At 68.4% G+C, this 23,746-nt stretch carries 18 protein-coding genes; 6 read left to right on the top strand and 12 right to left on the bottom strand.

Annotation, left to right across the window (positions count from 1 at the left end; genetic code table 11):
• Positions 1 to 289: 289 nt before the first annotated feature.
• Genes aftB through glf form a run of 5 tightly spaced genes read right to left on the bottom strand, consistent with a single transcriptional unit; the run spans position 290 to position 6,795 of the window.
• Positions 290 to 2,269 carry a terminal beta-(1->2)-arabinofuranosyltransferase gene (aftB, locus tag U8D42_RS23345; protein ID WP_276327148.1) on the bottom strand — a complete coding sequence of 660 codons (1,980 nt, stop codon included), beginning with the start codon at positions 2,267 to 2,269 and terminating at the stop codon, positions 290 to 292.
• A complete protein-coding gene (locus U8D42_RS23340) occupies positions 2,256 to 3,173 on the bottom strand; it encodes a decaprenyl-phosphate phosphoribosyltransferase (RefSeq protein ID WP_085242477.1) in 918 nt (305 codons plus the stop codon). The genes aftB and U8D42_RS23340 overlap by 14 nt, the downstream gene beginning before the upstream one ends.
• Positions 3,166 to 3,714, bottom strand: coding sequence for a phosphatase PAP2 family protein (locus tag U8D42_RS23335; RefSeq protein WP_085242476.1), 549 nt, complete (start codon positions 3,712 to 3,714; stop codon positions 3,166 to 3,168). Before U8D42_RS23335 ends, U8D42_RS23340 begins: the two co-directional genes overlap by 8 nt.
• Positions 3,707 to 5,602: a glycosyltransferase gene (locus U8D42_RS23330; RefSeq protein ID WP_322858081.1), complete on the bottom strand. Its 1,896-nt coding sequence runs from the start codon at positions 5,600 to 5,602 to the stop codon at positions 3,707 to 3,709. Before U8D42_RS23330 ends, U8D42_RS23335 begins: the two co-directional genes overlap by 8 nt.
• Complete coding sequence (gene glf / locus U8D42_RS23325; protein ID WP_322858082.1) at positions 5,599 to 6,795, bottom strand: UDP-galactopyranose mutase; 1,197 nt, start codon at positions 6,793 to 6,795, stop codon at positions 5,599 to 5,601. Before glf ends, U8D42_RS23330 begins: the two co-directional genes overlap by 4 nt.
• Positions 6,796 to 7,059: 264 nt before the next feature.
• Between glf and U8D42_RS23320 the strand changes: the two genes are divergently transcribed.
• On the top strand, positions 7,060 to 8,109 hold the full coding sequence (locus tag U8D42_RS23320) for a PirG (protein ID WP_322858083.1): 1,050 nt from the start codon (positions 7,060 to 7,062) through the stop codon (positions 8,107 to 8,109).
• A gap of 131 nt (positions 8,110 to 8,240) precedes the next feature.
• Positions 8,241 to 9,875 carry an LGFP repeat-containing protein gene (locus tag U8D42_RS23315; RefSeq protein ID WP_431523808.1) on the top strand — a complete coding sequence of 545 codons (1,635 nt, stop codon included), beginning with the start codon at positions 8,241 to 8,243 and terminating at the stop codon, positions 9,873 to 9,875.
• A gap of 11 nt (positions 9,876 to 9,886) precedes the next feature.
• Here the strand turns inward: U8D42_RS23315 and U8D42_RS23310 are convergent, their stop codons facing one another.
• Genes U8D42_RS23310 through U8D42_RS23295 form a run of 4 tightly spaced genes read right to left on the bottom strand, consistent with a single transcriptional unit; the run spans position 9,887 to position 13,066 of the window.
• A complete protein-coding gene (locus tag U8D42_RS23310) occupies positions 9,887 to 10,702 on the bottom strand; it encodes a Cof-type HAD-IIB family hydrolase (protein ID WP_085242472.1) in 816 nt (271 codons plus the stop codon).
• Positions 10,703 to 10,736: 34 nt separating this feature from the next.
• A complete protein-coding gene (locus U8D42_RS23305; protein WP_322858084.1) occupies positions 10,737 to 11,522 on the bottom strand; it encodes a lysophospholipid acyltransferase family protein in 786 nt (261 codons plus the stop codon).
• A gap of 14 nt (positions 11,523 to 11,536) precedes the next feature.
• On the bottom strand, positions 11,537 to 12,292 hold the full coding sequence (locus tag U8D42_RS23300; protein ID WP_322858085.1) for a lysophospholipid acyltransferase family protein: 756 nt from the start codon (positions 12,290 to 12,292) through the stop codon (positions 11,537 to 11,539).
• 6 nt (positions 12,293 to 12,298) lie between these two features.
• Positions 12,299 to 13,066: a lysophospholipid acyltransferase family protein gene (locus U8D42_RS23295; protein WP_322858086.1), complete on the bottom strand. Its 768-nt coding sequence runs from the start codon at positions 13,064 to 13,066 to the stop codon at positions 12,299 to 12,301.
• A gap of 414 nt (positions 13,067 to 13,480) precedes the next feature.
• On the opposite strand from U8D42_RS23295, the gene U8D42_RS23290 reads away from it, so the two are divergent.
• Together U8D42_RS23290 and U8D42_RS23285 are read left to right on the top strand one after the other, a co-directional pair.
• Positions 13,481 to 15,031 carry an MBL fold metallo-hydrolase gene (locus U8D42_RS23290; protein WP_322858087.1) on the top strand — a complete coding sequence of 517 codons (1,551 nt, stop codon included), beginning with the start codon at positions 13,481 to 13,483 and terminating at the stop codon, positions 15,029 to 15,031.
• The gene (locus U8D42_RS23285; RefSeq protein WP_090419082.1) at positions 15,028 to 15,363 is read left to right on the top strand and encodes a hypothetical protein; all 336 of its coding nucleotides are present in this window, start codon (positions 15,028 to 15,030) and stop codon (positions 15,361 to 15,363) included. Before U8D42_RS23290 ends, U8D42_RS23285 begins: the two co-directional genes overlap by 4 nt.
• On the opposite strand, the gene U8D42_RS23280 is transcribed toward U8D42_RS23285, so the two are convergent.
• A complete protein-coding gene (locus U8D42_RS23280; protein WP_322858088.1) occupies positions 15,346 to 16,776 on the bottom strand; it encodes a condensation domain-containing protein in 1,431 nt (476 codons plus the stop codon). The two genes, U8D42_RS23285 and U8D42_RS23280, sit on opposite strands and share 18 nt — an antisense overlap.
• 428 nt (positions 16,777 to 17,204) lie before the next feature.
• Between U8D42_RS23280 and U8D42_RS23275 the strand changes: the two genes are divergently transcribed.
• Together U8D42_RS23275 and U8D42_RS23270 are read left to right on the top strand one after the other, a co-directional pair.
• Positions 17,205 to 17,927 (top strand): GAP family protein, encoded by a 723-nt coding sequence (locus tag U8D42_RS23275; RefSeq protein WP_085242466.1) that lies wholly within the window; start codon positions 17,205 to 17,207, stop codon positions 17,925 to 17,927.
• A 41-nt stretch (positions 17,928 to 17,968) separates the two neighbouring features.
• Entirely contained in the window at positions 17,969 to 19,060 is a 1,092-nt protein-coding gene (locus U8D42_RS23270; protein ID WP_431523807.1) for a PE-PPE domain-containing protein, read from the top strand.
• Between the two features lie 6 nt (positions 19,061 to 19,066).
• On the opposite strand, the gene U8D42_RS23265 is transcribed toward U8D42_RS23270, so the two are convergent.
• Both U8D42_RS23265 and U8D42_RS23260 read right to left on the bottom strand, forming a co-directional pair.
• Positions 19,067 to 22,285 carry an RND family transporter gene (locus tag U8D42_RS23265; RefSeq protein WP_348636929.1) on the bottom strand — a complete coding sequence of 1,073 codons (3,219 nt, stop codon included), beginning with the start codon at positions 22,283 to 22,285 and terminating at the stop codon, positions 19,067 to 19,069.
• Positions 22,286 to 22,298: 13 nt separating this feature from the next.
• Entirely contained in the window at positions 22,299 to 23,741 is a 1,443-nt protein-coding gene (locus U8D42_RS23260; RefSeq protein WP_322858090.1) for a condensation domain-containing protein, read from the bottom strand.
• Positions 23,742 to 23,746 lie beyond the last annotated feature (5 nt).

Here is a 23,746-nt window from a genome sequence, read left to right as displayed (position 1 = left end):
GCGTCCATGATTTGGGTCGTACTGCATACGATCTCCGCGCAGCAGTGCTCGTGTAGTCAACCACACCTTCACCCCGAGGGTCGCATCGAGGCGGGCCCGCAAAGCGCCGCTCGCGCTTCGGTACCCAGTGATTTCCAGGCCAAACACCGACCAATTTGGCGGCGTTTTCGCATGTGCTCGAGCTCCATTGCCAGCTGGTAAACACCCAAATGTGAAGTTGCTGGCAATTTTTCACCGGCCGCCGGTCGTGATCATTTCGAAATTGGTCGAAAATTCTTCTGCGCGCGGCTTACTCGCGGGGCGGCGGCGGCGCCTCTGCGGGCAGGGGTAACCCGCACCTGGCGAGCTCGTAGCGCGGGACCCGATCGATCCGGTACTTGGTGAATTCATAGGAATGCAGCAGGTTGGAGAAAAATCGGTGCGGGGTCATCGGTGCGCGCACCGAGCTCAGCACCGCCTTGGTCTCGGGGCACTGCAGGGCCGCGACCGCCTCCGCGACCCACTGCTGGTCCAGGTATCCCGGGATCCCGGGAGGGACCTTCACCCACGGCCCGTCGGCGATCGCCCAATCCGGGAAGAGGTTCTTGTCGTGTCCGATCCGGCCGTGTTTCAACCGTTCCGTGTGCTGCGCAAGCGGATTCGCCAATCCGATCTGGTCGATCACCCTGACGTCGAGCCCGACGTTCATGCCCACCATGCCGAGGTTGGTGAAAAACACTGTGTGCTGCGGCTTTTCGAGGGACTTGTCGGTGCTGCCCGGCGGCGGCTTAAGCATCGGCACCAGGTCCCACTGGATGTAATTTCCCGAGGGCAGCAGTAACGCGCCGTCCGGGGTGTTGTCGAGCGCGGTCAGGATGGCCGCCATCCGCGGATACCCCAGGTAGTCGGCGGCGGTCAGGGGATGGGCGTGCCCGGTGGCCTGTGCGTAGAAGCGGCGCTCGTCGACGATCCCGGTATAGGTGACGTGGGTGGCGTCGTCGCCCATCCCCGGCGAGTTCGCCGCCCACAGCGACCAGCCGGCCACGCTCAGCCACAGCGCCCCGGCCGCGCCGGCCACCCAATACCCCGTCTCGCGTGAATAGTCCTGGCCGTCCGGTATGGCCACCGGGATGACGGCCACCGGGGCCAGCAGACAAAACAGCGGCGCCAGCAGCACCCGCCCGTGCATGAAGTCGCCGCCCTGCCTGATCCAGTAGAGCGCCTGCACCAGCCCGCTCACCAGCACGAAGGCCACGACGGCCGGCGGGCTTTGGACCGCCCGGGCCACCCGGCCGTAGTCGGGTGCCAGCATGGGGCGCAGGAACGACGGCCGGCGGCGCGCGGCCAGCAGCAGCACCCCCAGCGGCACCAGCAGCACCACCGGCACCCACACCGCGTAGGGCGCATCGAAGTTGGAGAGGTAGATCAAGCCCTGGGACCACTTGTCCCCGGCGGCGTCCTTGGCCAGGGCGGTGCCGGGCACCAGCAGGCCGTAGTAACCCATCCGGAAGATCTCGTACCCGACCGGCAGTAATCCCCCGGCGACCACGACCAGCACCCGGCGGCGCCATGTCCGCGCGGCGACCAGCATCATGATCAGCGCCAGCCCACCCATCAGCGCCAGGTCGGGCCGGACCAGGACGCTGAAGCCGGCCACGAACGCCAACGCACCGAGGAAAATCCTGCGGTCGGGGCGGTTCCGCACCGGCTGGGCCCAGCAGACCATCATCCACCACAGCAACCCGAGGTAGGCCAGCGTCAGCCCGGTCTCCAGACCGGAGGTGGCGAAGTCACGCGCGGGCGGCAGGGCGACGTAGACCAGCGCGCCGGCGGGCAGCATGACGGCCCTGCGACCGCGCAGGCTGGGCGCATACAGCCGGGCGGCCCCGAGCATGAGCAGCGCAACGCCCGCCACCGAGAGCGTCAGCGCCAGTGCCAGCGCGACGTATTCCATGCGCATCGGCCCGCCGACCCAGCTGCCGACGTACATCAGATAGGTCCAGGCGGTCGACGTGTTGGCCTCGACCCGCTCACCCTGGTTGAAGACCGGGCCATTGCCGGCGAGCAGGTTGCGCACCGTGCGCAACACGATCAGCCCGTCGTCGGCGATCCAGCGCCGCTGCCACGCGCCCCAGGCGAACAGGACGGCGACCACCGCCACGCTGATCCACAGGCTGACCCGGACCAGCATTGTGTACGGGAACACCGGCCAGCCCAACCGCCTGACGACCGGCCGGCTGCGCATCATGCGCGCTTTGAGGGCCTGCAGTTCGGGGCTAGCCGAAGGCAACAGCGGCTCCGACTGTCGCGATCCACGCCACCGCCAGCAGCTGCAAGACCCGGTCGCGGAGCGCGATGTCCTCGGGCTCCCCCGCCAGCCCGCCGTCCACGTCGACCGCATAGCGCAGGATGGCGATCGTGAACGGGACCATCGAAACCACGAACCAGCCCGCCGCGCCGCGTTCCCGGTCGAACGCCCACAGGCCGTAGCAGACGACCAGCGCGGTCGCCGACAGCGTCCAGACGAACCGCAGATAGGTGCTCGTGTAGTTTTCCAGCGCCTTGCGGATCTTGGCCCCGGTACGCTCGGCCAGTTGCAGCTCGGCGTAGCGCTTGCCGGCCACCATGAACAGCGATCCGAACGCCATCACCAGCAGGAACCACTGGGTCAGGCGGATGTCGGTGGCCGCGCCGCCGGCGATGGCACGCAGCAGATAAGCCGACGACACGATGCAGATGTCCATCACCGCTTGGTGTTTGAGGCCATAGCAGTAGGCCAGTTGCATCGCGAGGTAGACGGCGATCACCAACGCCAGATTCGGTGTGATCCACCAGCCGATGGCCAGCGAGGCGATTCCCAGCACCGCCGCCAGCGCGTAGGCCAGCCACTCCGGCACCACGCCCGCGGCGATCGGGCGGAACCTCTTGGTGGGGTGTTCCCGGTCGGCTTCCACGTCGCGCGCGTCGTTGACCAGGTAGATCGACGACGCGGCGAGACAGAACGCCACGAACGCACCCAGGGCCGGGTAGGCCTTGTCCAGCACGTCGCGGTACTGGTAGTGCACGGGGCCGCCCAACGCGGCCAGCGGCGCAGCCAGCACCAGGACGTTCTTCACCCACTGCCGTGGGCGGATCGCCTTGACCACGCCCACCACCAGGTTGCCCGACGGCCCGGTCACCACGTCCTCACTCATTCGCCCAGACCTCCCGCGCCCGGCCCTGCAGCCGAACGGTTGTTCGCGCGACGACGGCGCCGAGGGCGATGCCACAGGCCACGTCGCTGGGATAGTGCACCCCCAGCAGCATCCGCGACAACGCCATCGGGGGCACCAGCAGGGCGGGCAACGGCAGCCCGGTGATCCGGCCCATCAGGATGGCCGCGGCCGTCGTCGAAGTCGCGTGCGCCGACGGGAAACTGAGCTGGCTCGGGGTCCCGACGTTCACCACGACCGCCGGATCGTGCGGCCGCTTGCGTCGTACCACCCGCTTGACCAGTACGGCGGCCGCGTGGGCGGCGAACGCGCCGGCCCCGGCCACCAGCCAATCCCAGCTGCGCTTCGGCATCAGCACCGCGCCCACCGCCGCCACGGCCAGCCAGCCGATGCTGTGCTCGCCGAAATGGGACAGCCCCCGCGCGGCCGCCAGCACTGCGGGGCGGCCGGCCAGCGCGGACTGCACGGCCACCAACGCGGCCACCTCGCCCGTCGGGGGCGTCGAAGGAGGGACGTCAGGCATGCTCGCGTTCGGCGTGCGCGGGTAGCAGCGCCGTCTCCCACTTCTGCTTGCTGGACAGCAACGGCAACGCGTCCCGGTACCTCTTGCGCATCTCGTCGAAGCGGCTCACCAGCCGGCGCTGCCGGCGCAGCGAGGCGAACAGCAGCTCGAACATCTTGCGCCGATCGCGCTGCCGGTAGACCACCCCGCACCCGTCGGCCGTCGTCACAGTGACGCCGTCGACCGTGCACAACCGGAACCAGCGGGCGTCCTGCGTCGGCACGTTGAACTCCGGGCGCTGGTGGGCTTCGGGGTCGGCCCTGGTGGCGTTGTGCGCGATGCCGCGGGCCAGCCGGTACCCGATCGACAGCGGGTTCACCGGCGGCTTCATCGCCTTCGTCTTGTGCGATGGCGGCGGCAGTTCGCTGGCCGCGGGCAGCACGACGGCGTCGGGGTATTCCTTGCGCAGCCGGTGCACCTCGGGCAGCGCGGATTCCAGGATCGAGAAGATGTGCTCGGGGCCGGCCAGGAAGTCATCGATGGCCTTGTTCTGGATCGCCACCGTCGAATACTCAAGGCAGGCAAGGTGTTTCAGGGTCGCCTTGAGGTGACTGCGGACCAGACCCGACACATCACCGTCCCAGTGCATCGCCGCCACCACCAGCCGGTTGCGCAGATGGAAGTAGGCCTGCCAGTCGATCGCGTCGTCCTTGTCGCTCCAGGCCATGTGCCAGATCGCCGCGCCGGGCAGCGTGACGGTCGGATACCCGTGTTCGCCCGCGCGCAGGCCGTATTCGGCGTCGTCCCACTTGATGAACAGCGGCAGGGGCTGGCCCAGCTCCTCGGCGACTTGCCGCGGAATCATGCACGTCCACCATCCGTTGAAGTCGACGTCGATGCGCCGGTGCAGCAGCGCGCTGCGAGCGTTCTTGTCGTTCAACGGGAATTCCGCGAAGTCGTGGTCGTACTCGGCGTGCGGCGCGGCGGTCCACATGAAGTTCGCCTGGTTGACCACCTCGCCCATGATGTGCAGGTGCGACGGCTCCTGCAGGTTGAGCATCTGGCCGCCGATGAGCATCGGCACCTTGGCGAAGCGGTGCAGCGCGAGCACCCGCAGGATGGTGTCGGGCTCGATGCGGATGTCGTCGTCCATGAACAAGATCTGCTGACAGTCGGTGTTCTTCAGCGCTTCGTACATGACGCGGCTGTAACCGCCGGAACCACCGAGGTTGGGCTGGTCGTGAATGGACAGCCGGTTGCCCAGGCCGGCCGCCGCGGCCGCGAAGTCCGGGTGATCGCGCACCTTGCGGACGCCCTGGTCCGGAACGATGACCGCGCCGATCACGGCGTCCACCAAGGGATCTGCGGTGAGGTCGGCCAGCGCGTTGACGCAGTCTGCGGGTCGATTGAAGGTGGGGATGCCGACGGCGATGTTGGCCGTGCCCGGGGCGGGCTCGGTCGAATACCAACCACCGCTCACCAGGGTGACCGCGGTGTCGGTGGTGATGTCGAACCAGATCCAGCCGCCGTCCTCGAACGGCTTGAGCGGAACCTCGATCTCGACGACGGCCGGCTGATCTTCGGTGCCGACGAATTGGCGGCCCTCCATGGAGATTCGCACCCCGGTGGACTTGGTGCGGTACACGTCGACGCGCCCGGTTCCGGTCAGCTCGACCCGCAACACGACCGACGTGCAGATCGACCAGCGGCGCCAGTAGCTGGCCGGGAAGGCGTTGAAGTACGTGGCGAACGACACCTCGGACTCTTTGCCGATCTCCAGTGAGGTGCGGCTGGTCGCGTGGGCCCGCCGGGCGTTGGTGGTCGATTCCTCCAGATACAGCTTGCGCACGTCGAGCGGCTCGCCCGGACGCGGCAGGATGATTCTGGAAAGCAGGCTTACCGCAGTCATCCCCCCGCGCCTTCCTCCACTAGAGCTTTACCGTCGCGCAGGTGCGGCGCGAGGGTGTTGTCGTACATGTTCAGTGCGCTGGCAATCGCCATGTGCATATCCAGGTATTGGTAGGTGCCCAGCCGGCCACCGAAAAGCACCTTCGCTGAGGAGGTTTCGGCCTTCGCTCGCGCCCGGTAGGCGGCCAGCAGCGCGCGGTCGGCCTCGGTGTTGATCGGATAGTAGGGCTCGTCGTCGTCTTCGGCGAACCGCGAGAACTCTCGCATGATCACCGTCTTGTCGGTCGGGTAGTCGCGCTCGGTGTGGAAGTGGCGGAACTCGTGGATTCGGGTGTACGGGACCTCGAGGTCGTTGTAGTTCATCACCGGCGTGCCCTGGAAATCCCCGATCGGCAGCACCTCCAACTCGAAATCCAGTGTGCGCCAGCCGAGCCGCCCTTCGCAGTAGTCGAAGTAGCGGTCCAGCGGGCCGGTATAGACCACCGGGGCCGACGGTGACTCCGCACGCAGTTGGTCCCGGACTTCGAACCAGTCGGTGTTCAGCCTGACCTCGATGCGGTCGTCGGCGGCCATGTTCTGCAGCCAGGCGGTGTACCCGTCGACCGGCAGGCCCTCGTAAGTGTCGCTGAAGTACCGGTTGTCGAAGGTGTACCGCACCGGCAGCCGGGTGATGTTGGCGGCCGGCAGTTCCTTGGGATCGGTCTGCCACTGCTTGGCGGTGTAGCCCTTGACGAACGCCTCGTAGAGCGGCCGACCGATCAGCGAGACCGCCTTCTCCTCGAGGTTCTGCGCGTCCTCGGTCTTGATCTCGGCGGCCTGCTCCGCGATCAGCCGGCGGGCCTCCTCCGGAGAGAAGTACCTGCCGAAGAACTGCGACACCAGCCCCAGGCCCATCGGGAACTGGTAGGCCTGCCCGTTGTGCATGGCGAACACCCGGTGCCGGTAGTCGGTGAAGTCGGTGAACTGCCGCACGTAGTCCCAGACCCGCTTATTGGAGGTGTGGAACAGGTGGGCACCGTATTTGTGGACCTCGATGCCGGTCTGCGGCTCGGCCTCTGAATAGGCGTTGCCGCCGATGTGCGGGCGGCGTTCCACGACGAGCACGCGCTTCCCGAGTTGGGTAGCCACGCGCTCGGCGATGGTCAGGCCGAAGAATCCGGAGCCGACGACGAGGAGGTCGAATCGAGCGGTCATCGGTTGCTTAGGGTATCCGACCGCGTGGGCCTAGCCCATTTGGCGAGGCCCGCAATCGGCGTTCGGCCCGATGACGGCCCGTCAGGGCGCTTCGACCGCGGCGATCACAGTCGGGGTCGCAATTACCTCACGATTCAATATCACCACTCTAGTCACAAGAATCTCACTCGTACCATCGATTCTGTGTGGATCTCGCCAGGAAGGACGGCGGAGCGCACCGACACAACAAGTTGAGATTGAGTTGTCCAGATTGAGGAGACTTCCGTGCCGAACCGACGCCGACGCAAGCTTTCGACAGCCATGAGCGCGGTCGCCGCCGTGGCAGTGGCGAGTCCTTGCGCATACTTCCTTGTCTACGAATCGACCGCCGGCAGCAAGCCGGCCGAGCACCACGACTTCAAGCAGGCGGCCGTGATGACCGACCTGCCCGGGGAGCTGATGGGCGCGCTGTCGCAGGGGTTGTCGCAATTCGGCATCAACCTGCCGCCGGTGCCCGCGCTCAGCGGGGGCGCGGCCAGCACTCCGGGCCTGACGAGCCCCGGCCTGGGGACGCCGGGCCTGGGGACGCCGGGCCTGGGGACGCCGGGGCTCACCAGCCCCGGTCTGACGAGCCCCGGCCTGACCAGCCCGGGACTTACCAGCCCCGGTTTGACCAGCCCCGGTTTGACCAGCCCCGGCCTGACGAGCCCGGGCCTGACACCTGCGACGCCGGGCCTGACCGCGCCGGGTGCGCTGCCGACCACACCGGGCGCCGGGGTGGCGACCCCGGGCGCGGGACTCAACCCTGCGCTTTCCAACCCCGGGCTGACCAGCCCGGCCGGGGTCACACCGGGCCTCACTAGCCCGACGGCTGCGGGCGAAGTGCCGATCACCGCTCCCGCCAGCTTGGACCCCGGCGCCGACGGCACCTACCCGATACTCGGCGACCCGTCCTCCTTCGGGCCCAGTTCGCCCCTCGGCGGCACCGGACTCGGCGGCGGCAGCGGGAGCTCCGGTGGCAGTGGTGGCCTGGTCAACGACGTCATGCAGGCGGCCAACCAGTTGGGTGCCGGTCAGGCCATCGACCTGCTCAAGGGCTTGGTGATGCCGGCGATCACGCAAGGCATGCAGCAGGGCGCCGCGGGCGCTCTCCCGGGTGCCGCCGGTGCCCTGCCCGGCGCCGCCGCCGGTGCCCTGCCGGCCGCCGCCGGTGCCCTGCCGGGTGCCGCGGGCGTCCTGCCGGGTGCCGCCGCGGGTGCCCTGCCGGCCGCCGCGGGCGCCGCCGGAGCATTGCCGGCCGCCGCGGCCGCGGCACCGGCCCTGCCTCCCGTCTAGACCTCCGGGGAACCTCCAACCCAGACGGCACCGCAGATTGTTTCTGCGGTGCCGTCGATTTTGTGCAGTTTCCCGCCGCCCAGGTCGTGTCGCCTCATCATTAACATTAGAAACACAAGTAACATCACCTGGTGCCTCCCAGTCGCGGGCCGACGACGCTGCTCACCGCCATCGCGGCGACGGTCGTCATCGTGTCCTGGGTGGCGGACACCACCCACGAGCGCGGGACCATCGGCCCCCCACCCGCCCACGACACCCAGCTGGCCGAACAGCCGCTGATCGGGCTCGGTGGCGGCGTCACGGTGCGCGAGATCAGCCAGGCCGCCCCGTTTTCACTGGTGGCCCTCACCGGCGACCTCGCCGGCACGTCGACCCGGGTGCGGGCGAAACACCCCGACGGCTCGTGGGGGCCCTGGTATCAGACCGAGTACGAGACCGCGGCGCCCGACGGGGTGACGGCGGCCGGGTCACTCGAGGGACCCAGGGGCACCGACCCGGTGTTCGTCGGCAGCACGACGACCGTCCAGATCGCGGTCACCCGTCCGATCGATGCCCCGGTGACCCAGGGACCGCCCGCACCCACCACTGACGCCGGTCTCGGCTACAAGCCGGCGTCGCGGGAACAACCTTTCGGGCAGAACATCTCCGCGATCCTCATCTCCCCGCCGCAATCGCCGGCGAGGAAGCAATGGACTCCGCCGTCGGGGGTCTTGATGCCCGGCCAGGCGCCCGCGATCATCAGCCGGGCGGAATGGGGCGCCGACGAGTCGCTGCGATGCGGCAGCCCGCAGTACGACAACGGGATTCGCGCGGCCGTCGTGCACCACACCGCGGGCAGCAACGACTACTCGCCGCTGGAATCAGCCGGGATCGTCAAGGCCATCTACACGTATCACAGCAAGACCCTGGGCTGGTGCGACATCGCCTACAACGCCCTGGTCGACAAGTACGGCCAGGTCTTCGAGGGCAGCGCCGGGGGGCTCACCAAAGCGGTCGAGGCCTTCCACACCGGCGGGTTCAACCGCAACACCTGGGGTGTGGCGATGATCGGGAATTTCGACGACGTACCGCCGACGCCCATCCAGCTGCGCACGGTGGGCCGGCTCCTCGGCTGGCGGCTGGGCCTGGACGGCGTCGATCCGAAGGGCACGGTGCAGCTGGAATCGGCGGGAAGTCACTACACCACCTTCGCGGCGGGTTCGGTGGCGACGCTGCCGACCATCTTCACCCACCGCGACGTCGGCAACACCGATTGCCCGGGCAACGCCGCCTACGCGCTGATGGACGAAGTGCGCGACGTCGCATCGCATTTCAACGACCCCCCGGAGGAATTGATCAAGGCCCTGCAGGGCGGCGCGATCTATGAGCACTGGCAGGCGATCGGCGGCATGAACAGCGTGCTGGGCGCGCCGACGTCCCCGGAAGACAGCGCGGAGGGTGACGCGCGGTACGTGACGTTCGCCCGGGGTGCGATGTACTGGTCACCCGAAACCGGTGCCCAACCCGTCACCGGCGCGATCTACGACGCCTGGGCGTCGCTGAGCTACGAACGCGGTCCGCTCGGCTTGCCCACCAGCGCGGAAATCCAAGAGCCGCTACAGATTACGCAGAACTTCCAACACGGGACGCTCAACTACGAACGGCTCACCGGCAACGTCACCGAGGTCGCGGAGGGAATCACGACTCCACTCGCGACGCAGTCACCGAGCGGCCCGACCGTGGCGCCCGAACACTTCTCGCTGCCGGCGCACCCGTCCGCCACTTAGCGAGAAGCGGGTCAAAGCCACCAGCGCTCCAGCACCCGGCCCACCCCGTCGTCGTTGTTGGCGGCGGTGACCTCGTCCGCCGCGGCGAGCACCTCGGGATGGGCGTTGCCCATCGCCACCCCATGACCGGCCCAGCGCAGCATCGGCAGGTCGTTGGGCATGTCGCCGAACGCCACCACCTCCTCGCTGGTGATCTGCAGGGGCCTGGCGATTTCATCCACCCCGGTGGCCTTGCTGGTGCCCAGCGGCACGATCTCCACCAGGCCGTTGTTGGTGGAGTAGGTGATGTCGCCCTCGAGGCCGACATGCTTGGCCAGTTCGGCCGCCATGTCGGCGCTGCGGGCCCCGCTGCGGCGGATCAGCAGCTTGATCGCCGGCGCGCTGAGCAGGTCTTCGATCGAGACCTCGGTGTTGTCCGGGTTCAGCCAGGCGTGCTCGTAGCCGGGCGAGCTGACGAACTGCGGCGTCGCCGTATCGTGGGCGCGCTCGCCGATCCGCTCCACGGCGAGGCCGGCGCCGGGGATGACGCGCGTCGCGAGCTCCGCCAGTTCCGCCAGGGTGTCGACCGGCAGCGTGCGCGTCGACACCACCCGGTCGGCCGCGGGGTCGTAGATGACGGCACCGTTGGCGCACACCGCGATCGGCGCGAAGCCGAGCGCGTCGACGACGGGGCGTATCCACCGCGGCGGCCGGCCGGTCGCCACGACGAAGGTCGCGCCGGCGGCGACGGCCGCGCGCACGGCGTCGCGGGTGCGCGGAGTGATGGTCTCGTTGTCGTCGAACAGGGTGCCGTCGACGTCGCAGGCTATGAGCGCCGGCAGGGTCATCGTGACGGTCCGCCTTCACCGCTCGCCGGTCTGATCAATGGACGCCGCTCTGGTTCTGTCCCGGACGCGTCACGCCGTCGGTGCCGAATTTCTGCATCCGCGCCTGCAACTCCGACAGGCGGATCGCCCGCGAATCCTCCTGGGTGGGCGCGGCGCCGCCGAGCCGCCGCGGCACCCAGAACTCGCCTTCGGGGTGCGGGTACTCCTCTTGCACGCGGTACAGCAACGCGTTCATCGCGCCGCGCAGCGCCGCGTTCAGCTGCTCGGGCGTGCCGTCCGGCGGCAGCGGCCGCCCCGCGGCGACGGTGATCGGAACCTTGTTGCGCCACACCTTCTTCGGATGATCCTTGGGCCAAATCCGGTGGGCACCCCAGACGATGATCGGAACGATCGGCACCTGCGCGTCCAGCGCCATCCGGGCCGCGCCGGTCTTGAACTCCCGGAGCTCGAAGCTGCGGCTGATGGTGGCTTCGGGATGCATCCCGATGAGCTCGCCCTGCCGCAAACGCTGCGCGGCGACCTCGAGCGCGTCGTGCCCGGCCCTGCGGTCCACCGGGATCAGCCGAGCGTGGTTGATCACGTAGTTGACCGCCTTCACGTCGGCCATCTCCGCCTTGATCATGAAATACGCGCGCCGGCGCCGTTCCCGCACGGCGAGCAGCGTCGGCAGCCAGTCGAGGTAGCTGGTGTGGTTCTGGGCCAGCAGGGCGCCGCCGCGGTCGGGAATGTTCTCCAGGCCGCGATAGGTGAACGTCGTCCCCTGCATCGCGACCATCGGCGGCACGATCCACTCGCACAGCCGGTAAAACCCCTCGGGCATGCCTTCTCCTTCGCCTACCGCGACGGCCGCCCACTGCGGCCCGCGGCCCGTGCCGCGGCCTCGTCTGCCTCCATCCGGGCAGCCTCCGCCACGGTCGGTGCACCTCCGCCCAGCCGGCGCGGCGTCCAGTACGCCCCGGGCTCGTGCGGGTAACCCCGTTGCGCCTGGTGCAGCAGCTCGGTCATCGATTCGCGCAGCGCGGCGTCGGTCCGCGCGATGTCTTCGGCCGCCAGCACCGGCGCCCCCACCTGCACACTAATGGGTACCTTGGCGCGGCCCAGCGCGCGCGGGTGGTCTTTGGTCCAGATCCGGTGTGCACCCCAGACGATCACCGGGACGATCGGGACGTCCGCTTCGATGGCCATGCGGGCGGCGCCCGTCTTGAACTCCTTGAGCTCGAAGCTGCGGCTGATCGTGGCCTCGGGATACACGCCGACCAGTTCACCCTCGCGCAGCCGCTGCACGGCCACCGCGTACGCGCCGGCCCCCGCACCCCGGTCCACCGGGATGGTCCGGGTGTGCCTGATCAGGAAGTTGACGATCTTCACCTGCTGCATCTCGGCCTTGATCATGAACCTGAGCCGGCGCCGCCGGCGATGCACGGCCAGCGCGGCCGGCAGAAAGTCGACATAGCTGGTGTGGTTGATCGCGATCACGGCGCCGCCGGTATCCGGGATGTTCTCCTCGCCGCCGTAAGAGATTCGGGTGCCGGTGGCCAGAACCGACAGCCGAGCCAGAATCTCGAGCGTGCGGAAGGTCGGCTCCACCATCGCTGGCTACTCCGGCGCTCCCGCGGGTCGGGCGCGCCGCGCCGCGCGAGCGGCCGCCTCCTCGGCGTCCATCCGGGCGGCTTCGGCCAGCGACGGGGCACTCCCGCCCAGCCGGCGCGGCACCCAGAACTCCCCGGCCGGATGCGGCCCGTACATTTCCTGGGCCCGCTCCAGCAGGTGTTGCATCCGCGAGTGCAGCAGCCCTTTCAGCTCCTCGACCCCCAGCGTCGGTTCGATCGGCTCACCGACGATCACGATGATGGGCACCTTCGGGCGCAGCAACTTCTTGGGGTGCCCCTTGGTCCAGACGCGCTGCGCACCCCAGACGATCACCGGAACGATCGGCACCCCGGCCTCGACCGCCATCCGGGCGGCCCCGGACTTGAATTCCTTGATCTCGAAGCTGCGGCTGATGGTGGCTTCCGGATAGACCCCGACCAGCTCACCGTCCTTGAGATGCCTGACCGCCTCCTCGTAGGACGCGGCCCCGTCCTGCCGGTTCACGGAGATATGCCGCAGGCTCCGCATGATCGGCCCGGTGATCTTGTGGTCGAACACCTCCTGCTTGGCCATGAACCGCACCTTGCGGCCCAGACCCTGCTGGTAGGCGGGCAGACCCGCGAACGTGAAGTCGAGGTAGCCGGTGTGGTTGATGGCGATGACCGCACCGCCGTTCTTGGGCAGGTTTTCGACGCCCACGACGGTGATCTTGAGACCCTGTACGCGCCAGACCAAGCGGGCAAGCTGAATGACAGTCCCGTATACCGGTTCCACAGCTGTTCAGCCTAGTGCTCCCGGCTGTGAGTCACCCCAAGTGCCGGAAAGCGGCCGACCGTTGGCCTCCCCGACGTTCCCCGTTCCGACGCCTGCGATCCTCCGCCGGTTTGCCGCCACCGGGGCGGTGGCCGTCGTCGGGGCCGGCGAACCCGGGCTCATGGCGGCCCGGAACGGCGGTGAACACTCGGGCGCCGGGTCCGTCACGGTCGCCGGCGCCGGCGTCGCGGACGTTGCCGGCGAGGCGGAGTGCCTGAAGCCGGGTTGCGTCGCGTCCCCGGCGTGGAGCCGGGCCCGGACGCATCGAGTTCCACCGAGGCGTGGGACGGGCCGACCATGCCGCCTCGCGCTAAGCTCGGGGGCTGGAAAACCGTTACCCGGCCATCGGCCGTCACGGACCCCAGGAAGGTGTTTGTGCAGGTCACCAGCGTAGGTCACGCCGGGTTTCTCATCGAGACCCCCGCGGGCCGCATCCTCTGCGACCCCTGGGTCAATCCGGCGTACTTCGCGTCGTGGTTCCCCTTCCCGGACAACAGCGCGCTGGACTGGGACGGGCTGGGCGACTGCGACTACCTGTATGTCTCGCACCTGCACAAGGATCACTTCGACCCCAAGAATCTGGCCGAACACGTCAACAAGGACGCGGTCGTCCTGCTGCCCGACTTTCCGGTGCCGGACTTGCGGAACGCGTTGCAAGAGCTCGGTTTCCACCGGTTCTTCGAGACCACCAATTCGGTCAAGCACCGGGTCAGCGGCCCGAAGGGCGACATCGACGTCATGATCATCGCCCTGCGCGCGCCGGCCGATGGCCCGCTCGGCGACTCGGCGCTGGTGGTTTCCGACGGGGAGACAACGGCTTTCAACATGAACGACGCCCGGCCGGTCGACCTGGACGTGTTGGAATCCGCATTCGGGCGCATCGACGTGCACATGCTGCAGTACTCCGGCGCGATCTGGTACCCGATGGTCTACGACATGCCGGCCCGCGCCAAGGAGTCGTTCGGTGTCCAAAAGCGGCAGCGGCAGATGGACCGGGCCCGCCAGTACATCGCGCAGGTGGGCGCCACGTGGGTCATCCCGTCGGCCGGCCCGCCGTGCTTCCTGGACCCGGAGCTGCGTCATCTCAACGACGACCACGGCGATGCGGCCAACATCTTTCCGGACCAGATGGTGTTCCTCGACCAGATGCGCAGCCACGGGCACGACGGCGGCCTGCTGATGATTCCCGGCTCCACCGCGGACTTCGCCGGCACCGCCTTGAACTCGCTGCGCCACCCACTGCCCGACGACCAGGTCGAGGCGATCTTCACCACCGGGAAACAGGCCTACATCGCCGACTACGCCGAGCGGATGGCTCCCGTCGTGGCCGCGGAACGGGCGAGCTGGGCGCCCGCCACCGGAGAGCCACTGCTCGAGCCGCTGCGTGCGCTGTTCGAGCCGATCATGTCGCAAAGCGACGAGATCTGCGACGGCATCGGCTATCCCGTCGAACTCGTGATCGGCCCGGAGACCGTCGTCCTCGACTTCCCGAAGCGTGCTGTGCGCGAACGCATTCCCGACGAGAAGTGCCGCTACGGGTTCGCGATCGCGCCGGAGTTGGTCCGCACCGTGCTGCGCGATCGGGAACCGGACTGGGTCAACACCATCTTCTTGTCCACCCGCTTCCGGGCGTGGCGCGTCGGCGGCTACAACGAATACCTGTACACCTTCTTCAAGTGTCTGACCGACGAGCGGATCGCCTACGCCGACGGCTGGTTCGCCGAGACGCATGACGATTCGTCGTCGGTCACGCTGGAGGGCTGGGAGATCCAGCGCCGCTGCCCGCACCTGAAGGCTGACCTGTCGAAATTCGGTGTGGTCGAGGGAAACACGTTGACCTGCAACCTGCACGGCTGGCAGTGGCGATTGGACGACGGGCACTGCCTGACCGCGCGGGGCCACCAGTTGCGAAGTTCGCGGGCATGAGCGGCCAGTCTTACGACGACGGCCTGATCCAGCTGGACCGTGCGGCGATCACGTTGCGCCGCTACCACTTTCCGTCCGGCACGTCGAAAGTCATCGCGCTGGACAAGGTCCGGGGGTACAAGGCCGAGGGGCTGGGGCTGTTCACGCAACGATTCCGGATCTGGGGCAGCTCCGACTTCCGGCGCTGGCTGCCGCTGGACGTCGGCAGGCCGTTCAAATCGACGTTGGTCACGTTGGACGTGCCGGGAATTCGGCCCAGCCCGGCCTTCACACCGGCACGGCCGGAGGAGTTCACCGCACTTTTGGACGAGTTGCTAAGTCAGCGCGGTTAGCGGCGCGCGCGAGTGCGCGACCGCCTGGCTGCTTCTGCCGTCGGCAACCCGGACGTATTCCGACCTCATGGCCTCGATGTACCGGCCCACCGACTCTCGGGCGACCGGGTTGTCGGGGAAGAGCACCGTCACCTTGGTCTCGTGCTGAAGGCGAATCACCCACAGGGAGACCTGATGGGAGACCCTGCCCTCGTCGTAGATCCGAAAGTTCAAGTCCGAGTTGGCAACCGAGGACAGGGGGGCGATGCTCGCGTCCAGGAACGACATCACGAAGTTGCCGGGCCGTGGCCTGCTCAGCCCGGCTTCCGGGGGCGCCAGCTCCAGCACCCGGTCGAACGGGACGATCGCGAGTTCGATGCCCGAATCGAACGACGTCTGCGCCGAGTGCGCCGCGTCCTCGAAAAGGCCCGCGCCCACACCGACCGTGACCGGGACCAAGCCGGTGAACCAGCCGGTCGTCATCAATTCCGTCGGCGTCCTGCGGGTGTCGGTGGTGGTCACCACGGAAAACGCGTCGGCGCCGGTCAATTGACGGTGAGTGAGGCCGGCGCAGCCGAACACCCCGCCGCTGAAGCGAGCGCCCGCGGCGACGCAGGCTCGCTCGAACCGCTCCGTCTGCCGCTCGTCCAGCAACGTCTCGGTGACGAGCTTTCCGGCGTAGGGCACCGAGAGGTCGCCGAGGGACAGCGGAAAGTACGGCAGCGTTCCACCGTTGCCGGCGGCGAACTCGATCCACGCCCGCACCTCGGGAGAATCGGCCGTCAACGCGTCCATCTCCTCCCGCTGCCGGACGCAGTAGTCGCCGTACCGGCCGGCCTCCGGGAGTTCGAGGGGGGCGTCGCCGCCGACCAGGGCCGCGTACATCAGATGGATTTCGGTGAAGAGGACGCCGACGATCATCGGGTCGACGCACAGGTGGGCGATGCTCGCATAGAAGGTGAAACGGTCGTCGCTCTGCACCACGCCGAAGAAGAAGCAGTCCCACTGCAGCGGTTGTGGGGTGGAGATGTGGTCGCGTAGCTCTTCCGGGGTCAGTGGCCCATGGTCGATCGGCTCGAGTTCGATGTCGGCGGGGTCGGCGATCGTGTGCCGCACGATGTGGTTCGCATCGCGGTACTCGAACCAGCTGTGGTAGGTGTCGTGTCGACGAATGTGCGCGTTGATCGCGTAACTCATCGCGCGGACGTCGCAGCGGCCCGGGACGTCCCAGGTGAAGATCATCAGGCGCGACATGTCCAGGCCCCGCGCCGCGTGATCGCTGTAGCGCCGAAGATGTTGCGTTTGCTGATAGCTGGGCGGCACCGGGCTGACCGGTGCTTCTGCGGCTTTCGCCTTCGCCGCGGCGGAGGCATGCCAGCAGATGACGGCGTTTGCTTGCGGTGTCCAGTCCCGAAGTGTCGTTATGCCAAACACTGAATCCCCTGCACCTCCGCACTATTCGGCTCGGCATCGCCCCAGGCTGAGCGGCCCCGCAAAGCGATGCTTCAGGCAACTTACGGTCCGCGCTGCCGCCACGGAGCCGCGCCCGCCGCTGCCCGCGGCCGGACGTGGTCAGGCTCCGCCACGAAATCCCTTGGTGGACACCAAATAACGGCGGGCACCGAACGGAAAGGCCCGGTCGCCCCCAGGATTTCTCCAGCCGCAATGGAGCTGCGGAATCCTCAGCATAACCGCTTTGGCTGAACCCGCACTGTGAAGCCTCTTGGGAGCGTTACGCCTGCATGACGTCCAGCTGAACGCAAGGCGTCGAGATTCGCCGTCGGCGCGTGATCAGCGGCCGACGGTTTCGGCCGGATGGGTTACCCGACGGGGCCCGGCCGCGTCCGGTACGGTTGCCCAGCATGTGGATCACCGTGCTGGTATTGGCCGGCTCGGTGATCTTCGAACCGATACGGCTCGGCTTGGTGATCCTCCTCCTCAGCAGGCGGCGCCCGCTTTTGCAGCTGCTGGTCTTCTTGTGTGGCGGCTTCGCCTTGGGGGTCGGAGCGGGTCTGGTGGTGCTCTTCGTGCTCAGGGCAGCGCCGGTCGTGGGCCACCTGAGCGTGCCGCAGGTCCAGATCGCATCCGGGGCGGTCGCTTTGCTGATCGCCGTCGTCTTGGCCACGCGTTGGTCGCTGCGCAACCTCGTCCGCCCCGCCGCGGCGAGCGGCGATGGCGGTGGGGGCGTCGTGCTGCTTCAGCGGGAGGCACCGAGCGCCCGGAAGCGGCTGGCCGAGCGGGCCCGCGTGTTCCTGGGCGGCGACTCCCTCAGCGTCGCAGCGGTCAGCGGGATGGGCGCGTCGTTGCCGTCGGCGAACTACATGGGCTCGATGGCGGCCATCCTGGCCTCGCACGCCGCTCCGGTCGCACAGGTTCAGGCCCTGCTGGCCTTCAACCTGGTGGCGTTCACCGTGGCCGAGATCCCGCTGATCGGCTACCTGGCAGCCCCGCAGAAAACGCGGGCCTTGATGGCCGCGCTGCAAACCTGGCTGCGCTCCCGCGGCCACCGCGACGTCGCCGTCCTGGTCGCGGCCGGAGGCTGTTTCATGCTGGTGCTCGGGTTGACCGGCGCCGGCGCGGGGTAGCATCCCTGCTATAGCTCTACCGACAGGTCCGAGGGGAGTTCGTGAACAAACTGCTCGCCGGGGCCTTTGCCGTGGGAATGCTGACGTGCGCAACGATTTTCGATGACGGCGTCGCCGACGCCGACACCGCTCTGATAGTGCCGGGCACGGCACCCTCTCCGTACGGCCCGCTCAGATCGCTGTATCACTTCGATCCCGCGATGCAGCCGCAGATCGACCAGAACTATTACAGTCCCGCGGCCGTCCGGCGCATCGTGCCCTACCCCGGCAGCTTCTGGCCGGTCACCGGCCTGGATTCGCCGACCGTCAACAGCTCCGTGAACACCGGTGCGAACAACCTCGACGCCGCCATCCGCAACACCCAGGGGCCCATCTCGGTGGCCGGCCTGTCGCAGGGCTCGCTGGCGCTCGACCGCGAGCAGGCGCGCCTGGCGCACGATCCGACCGCACCGCCGCCGGACCAGCTCACGTTCATCAAAGCCGGCAACCCCAACAACCTGCTCTACAAGGCGTTCGGGCCGGGGACGCACGTGCCGATCATCGACTACACGGTCCCGGCTCCGGTGGAGAGCCAGTACGACACGATCAGCATCGTGGGCCAGTACGACCCGTTCTCCGACCCGCCCAACCACCCCGGCAACCTGCTGGCCGACCTGAACGCCGTCGCGGCCGGGGGATATTACGGCCATACCGCCACGGCGTTCTCCGACCCGTCCCGCGTCGCACCCTGGGACGTCAAGAGGACGACCAACAGCCTGGGCGCCACCTCGACGACGTATTTCATCCGGAATCCCGAACTGCCGCTGGCCCGGGCGCTGGTCGACGGGGCGGGCATGCCGCCCGAGGCGGTCGGCCCGATCGACGCGGCGCTGCGGCCGCTGATCGACAGGGCCTACGACCCGGGCCCGGCGCACAACCCGGTGCAGATGATCAACGGCCTCGCCCACATCCCGACGGCGATCTCCGCCGCCGTCTGGCCCGTCCGCGGTGCGACCGCGGGTATCAACCTGGCCACCAACTCGTTCGCGGTGGCAAACCTGGCCCGAAACGTGACGCCGGGACCGGGACTCGGCCGGGGTGGCAAGGGCCTGTTGCCCAAACTCGTGCGCGTGGTGCTCAAAGCCAAGAAGTAGGGCCGGCTAGAGCCTGAGCCCCTCGTGCGGCGAGAAGCCGACCAGCTGCTCGGCCAGCCACGGCGGTGACTTCTCTGCGTCGGGCAGCAGCGGCTTGCGTCTCACCGGTCCGCGGTGCCACCGCTGCGCCCACCGCCTCGCACCCGCCCACAGCGGCGGCCGCCACCAGTTCGCCCGCCCGACCAGCACGGCGATCGCGGGCACCGTCACCGTCCGCAGCAGGAACGTGTCCAGCAGCAGACCGGTGCCCAGCACGAAGCCGCCCTGGACCACGGTGGACAGGCTCGCGAAGACCAGGCCGTACATCGATGCGGCCATGATCAGACCCGCCGCGGTGATCACTCCGCCGGTCGAGGACACGGTTCGGATGACACCCGAGCGCATTCCCGATGCGGATTCCTCCCGCAGCCGCGAGATCAGCAGCATGTTGTAGTCGGCCCCGACCGCCACCAGGATGACGAACGTCAAACCGGGCACGCTCCAATGCATTTCTTGGCCCAAGATCAGCTGGAAGACGATGACGCCTATGCCGATGGCCGACAAGTACGAGACGATCACCGTCCCGATCAGATACAGCGGCGCGACCACCGCGCGTAGCAAGGCGATCAGGATCAGCAGCACGACGCAGATGGTCATCGCGATGATGAATCGCAGATCGTGGTCGTAGTAGTCGCGCGTCTCCTCGAGCACGACGGGCAACCCCACCACCGATACCTTGGCATCGGCCAGCGTGGTATTCGGCTGGGCGCCTTGCGCGGCGGCCCTGATCGCGTTGACCTGGTCCATCGCCGCGGTGCTGAACGGATCGAGATTGGTCTGGATCAAGTACCGCATCGCGTGTCCGTCGGACGAAACAAACGCGCCGGCAAGCTTTTTCAGCTGGTCGGCGGTCATGCCCCCGAGCAGGCCCCGCACTTCGCCGGGCAACGCCCCCGGCTTGCCGCCCTCACCGGTGGCGTACGACAACGCTTGCGCGGGAATGTAGAAGCCGGCCATCGCCGGCGTCGTCGCCTCTTTCTTCATCGACAGCAGAAACGCGGATGCCTCGCCCATCCCGAAGCCCATCTTCTTGACCTGGTCGACCAATTGCTGCACGCCGTCGGCCAATTGGCGGCTGCCGTCGGCGAGAGTGTTGGTGCCCTGCTGCAGGAAGGTGATCTTCGCCCGCATGCCGCCCGGGCTGCCCATCCCCAACGAGCCCATCGCGCCGACGACGGCGGACAATGCCCGGCGCAACCCGGAGACCGTCGCCGCGAGGGTCTGCATGGCCTGCGTCGCCCGCAACTGGCGGGCCAGCTCCGAAATCTTGCCCAGCGTCCCGTCGTCGCGCGCCGTCACCAGCCGCTGCAGCTCGTCGCGCGCGTTGACGCAGCCCGGCTCGGCGCTGCACATCTGGCTGTTGTCGAGCGCCGCCAGCACCGGGTTGGCCCAGTCAGAGTTGTCGGCAACGAAGTTGGCGTTCGCGCCGATCGCATCGCCGAGCGAACGCATGCCGTTGACCAGCCGTTCGGCGCCATCGAGTTCGGCCAGCGCCCGATTTCCGCCGAAGATGTTCTGCAGGGCCGCCAGCGCGTCGACCATGCCGCCGACCGCGGACACGGCCTGGTTGACCTGGGTCCGCACGTCGCCGAGCTTGCCCGCCATCACGTTCGCGCCACCCGCCAGCCGGTCGAGATCACCGGTGTGGTCGACGATCTGCTTGGAGCCCGCGTCCAGCTGGTCGCCGACCGCGCCGGCCTGCCACGAGGTTTTGGCCTGCTCCAGGGATTGCCCGGTGGGCCGGGTGATGCCCCTGACCATGGCGACGCCGGGCACCTGGCTGACCCGTTGCGCCATCTGCTCGAGGTCGGCCAGCGCCCTGGCCGTGCGCAGGTCCTGCGGCGAGGAGATGAACAGGTACTCGGGGACGATCAGGTTGGCCGGGAAGTGCTTTTCCAGCGCGGCGTAGCCCACCGAACTTTCCACGTTGCCCGGTAGGGCCTTGCGGTCGTCGTAGTTGTACCGGGCCAGGCCCGCGCACCCGGCCAGGATCACCAGCACCAGCGCGCTGGCCAGCAGGTGCGCTTTGGGCCGCCGCACGATGTTGATGCCGGACCGCCGCCAGAAGCGGCGGCTGAGATCGCCGCGCGGCGCGATCCAGCCGCGGCGCCCGGCGAGCACGAGCAGGGCGGGCAGCAGCGTGATGGCGGCGAAGAACACGACGGCCACCGAGATGCCCAGCACCGGCCCGACGGTTCGCAGGATTCCCAACTGGGTGAAGATCATCCCCATGAACGTGACCGCGACGGTGGCCGCCGACGCCGCGATCACCTTGCCGATGGAGGCCAGCGCCTTGAGGACCGCCTGGTCGGAGTCGACGCCCTGGCGCACGTAGTCGTGATAGCGGCTGATCAGGAAGACGGCGTAATCCGTTCCCGCGCCCACCATCATCCCGCTCATGAAGATGACCGTCTGGTTGGCGATGCCCAGGCCGGCCAATCCGACCAGGGCCACCAACCGCTGGGCCACCACCGCGGACATGCCGATGGTCAGCAACGGCAGCACCATCGTGACCGGGTTCCGGTAGATGACCAGCAGGATGACGAACAGCAGCACGACGATCGCGAGCTCGATCCGCGTCCTGTCCCGCTGGCCGGTGACGTTCAGGTCGGCGACGGTGGCCGCGGGCCCGGTCAGGTTGGCCGTCAGCGTGGATCCGGCCACGGTCCGCCGCACGGTGTCGGCCACTCGCGCGTACGCCTGCTTGGACTGGGGGGAGCCCAGGTCGCCGGGCAGGCCGACGGGCAGCATCCACGCCTGGTGGTCCTTGCTGGTCATCAGCTCACGCAGCGGCGGCGTGGTCAAGAAGTCCTGCAGCATCGCCACGTCTCGGGTGTCCCGGCGCAGGGCTTCGGTGAGTTTGCGGTAGGTGGCTTCGTCGGCCGCGCTCAGGCCCTTGGCGTCGCTGAGCACCACCACGGCGATGCTCTGCAGTCCCGCCTCGCCGAAGGCGGCGTTCATGGTGCGGGTGGCGGTCAGCACCGGCGCGTCGGACGGCAAGATGGCGACCGGGTGTTGCTGGGAGATCTCTTCCAGCGACGGCGCGGTCAGCGCAAGGACTCCCGCGAGCGCGATCCAGACGCCGATCACCAGCCACGGCCTTCGCGCGGCCAGGCGCCCGAGGCGGGGGAAGACGCCCACCGGGTCGTCCCGGTCAGTCTTCGCTAGTGACATGGAAAACCGCATTCTTCGCCAAGCGTCAGTACGCCGCCTGCCGGTCCAGCCCGGCGACGTTACGCGCACCGTCGGCCGCCCCGCCGTCGGCGATGCGGACGCACACGGATTTTAGGGCACCCAGGTAACGGCTGACGCTATTTCGGGCCACGGGGTGATCGGGGAACAGCACGCTCGCAGCCGTCTCGTCGAACCGCCCCACCATGGTGCTGAGCGGGTAGGTGACCCTGCCGTCACTGTGCGCGCCGACGGTCAGTCCCTCGAACAGCTTGGTCATCATCGACAGCGGGCTGGCTTGCGCGTCAAAGAAATTCACCAGCGAGAACAGCGGCGGGGGCCTGCGCAGCGACGGATCGAGTTCCACGACCCGCTCGAAGGGCACCCGCGCCAGGTCCGCGCCCGAATCGAAGGACGCCTGGGCGCTTCGCGCCATCACGTTGAACGACGATCCGGCGACGGGAACGGCGATCGGGATCTGTCCGGTGAACCAACCCTGCGTCGTCAAGTCCTCCTGAGTGCTGCGGGTGTCTTTCGGGGTGATAGCGAAATACGTTCCGGCGCCGGTCAACTCGTGAACGGCGAGAGCCAGGCACGCGAACATGCCGCCGACGAATCGGGCACCGGCCGCCACACAGGCGGTCTCGAATCGATGCGTCTGTTCCTCGTCCAGCAGCGTCGCGCCCAGCAGGTCACCGGCGTAGGGCGCGGCGGGGTCGCCGAGGGGAAGCGGGAACGCGGGGAACGTCCCGTCGTTGAGTTCGGCGAAGTCGATCCACGCGCGCACCTCGGGCGAGTCGACGGTCAGGGCCTCGGTGTAGTCGCGCTGCCGCAGGCAGTAGTCGGCATAGCTGCCCGCCGGCGCCAGTTCGACCGGCGGATTTCCCGCTGTCAGCTCGGCGTACATCGTCTGAAACTCCAGGAGTCCCATCCCGACGAACTGCCCGTCGGCGTGCAGGTGGTCGATGCTGGCGTAGAAGGTGAAGCGGTCCGGGCGTTGAATCACCCCGAAGCTGAAGCAATCCCACTGCAGCGAATCGGGGGTGGACACGATGTGGTCGCGCAGTTGCGCGCTGGTCAGCTCGCCGTGCTCGGTGGGGACGAACTCGATGTCGGCGGGGTCGGCGAGGGTGTGCCGCACGATGTGGTCGGCGTCGCGGTACTCGAACCAACTGCGGTAGGTCTCGTGCCTGCGCAGGTGGGCGTTGATGACGTAGGTCATGGCCCGCAGGTCGCAGCGGCCCGGCACCTCGACCGAAGCGATCAACAGCCGCGAATGGTCCAGGCCGCGCGCGGCCTGTTCGCACAGGCTCCGTAGGTGCCGGGCCTGCACGTAGCTGGGCGGCACGGCGCTCGCCGGTGCCGCGAGGGCCCTCTCCCGCGCGGCCGGCGACGGGTGCCACGACAACAACGTGCCGGGCGCCGGCGCCCAGTCGTCGACCGTGGAGACATCCAATGGGCCGATCCGCACTGCTA

Source organism: Mycobacterium europaeum (genome assembly GCF_034555895.2).
GTDB lineage: Bacteria > Actinomycetota > Actinomycetes > Mycobacteriales > Mycobacteriaceae > Mycobacterium > Mycobacterium europaeum.
Note: the sequence above shows the minus strand (reverse complement) of the source record. Positions and strands in the feature narration are given on the sequence as shown.